At 23.6% G+C, this 1,211-nt stretch carries 1 protein-coding gene; it reads left to right on the top strand.

Annotated features, from left to right (window positions below; translation table 11 throughout):
- Positions 1-39: 39 nt before the first annotated feature.
- The coding region (locus L8W69_RS09140; RefSeq protein ID WP_263666987.1) for a hypothetical protein at positions 40-1,211 on the top strand (1,172 nt) is incomplete at its 3' end.

Genomic DNA, 1,211 nt, shown 5'->3' with positions numbered 1-1,211 from the left:
AAAAATAAAAAGCTTATATTTTTTGACAATGCTTCATCTATGTCAAATCTTTTACATCTTTATGAGAACAATTGTGATATATTTGTTAAAGATGAGTCATTAATCGATATAGCTTTATTAGAACAAAACTATAATCTAGATTTTAATAAACTAAAAACAAGAGTATTTTTTTATGAAAAACTTCTTTTAGGCGCAAAGGAAGATGAAATTTTTTCTTTCAATGATGAAAAAATAAATTATTATCTTAAATATGATGAGAATAATTTATATGCTTTAAAAGATTTAAACATTACTTATGATTATTATCATTGTAAGATTAAAAACTATGTTTTAGCTAAAAATAGTTTAAATATAAAATTAGAACCTAAAAAGATAAGCAAGCACTATGCTTATGATGATTTAAACCATCAAGATCTAAATTTAACCCACAATAACACTAGCATTATAAACAACACTGCTACTTCAAATTACATCAGCCTTATCATACAAGATGAACATGGCAAGGCTATTGATAATGCTAGCATTAGTATAAAAGGGTATGATCATGAAAAACTAATCAAGCAAAGCGTATTAAAATTAAAAACTAATAAAGAAGGTAAAATAAGATTTGATAGAGAAAAAGACTTTAGTAATTGTCATAGTTTTAAAGTTAGATTAGAAGATAATAAAGCTTATTTAGCCAAACCCTTACAAGATAGCAAAAGAATATTTAATAATTATATCAATCATAAAATAGGACTTATACTTAGGTTTAAAAATAAAGATTATTTTAAATATGATGGTTTTTATTTATATCATTTTAAAGGAAAAGATTTAATAGCTTCTTATATGGCAAGAAGTGGAGTAGCTAAAGCTGATAATTTAAAACCATCAAATAAACAAATTGCTTTTAGTTTTTATCAAGATATAAAAGATAAAACTACCAAGAAAAAAGCATATTTTTACTATGATGATGAAAGTATTAAAGATAAATTTGGAAGCTTACCTGAAGGAAAGTATTATTTTAAAATCAATGAGATTAATTACAACAAACAACCTGATTTTTTAAAAAATTATCCTTTTAGCATAGGTAAGACTTGGGGAAAGTATTGTGTTAGATTATACACAGATAAAGAATGCTCTAAAAGTTTTAAAGAAATAGAAATTTCAAATCCAAATAATGAAAAAGAAAAAAGCAAGAATAAAGAAAGTATGAGTAAGGGGGATTTGTA

This window comes from Campylobacter sp. CNRCH_2016_3089, from assembly GCF_025772505.1.
GTDB classification, from domain to species: Bacteria; Campylobacterota; Campylobacteria; order Campylobacterales; family Campylobacteraceae; genus Campylobacter_D; species Campylobacter_D lari_D.
Note: the sequence above shows the minus strand (reverse complement) of the source record. Positions and strands in the feature narration are given on the sequence as shown.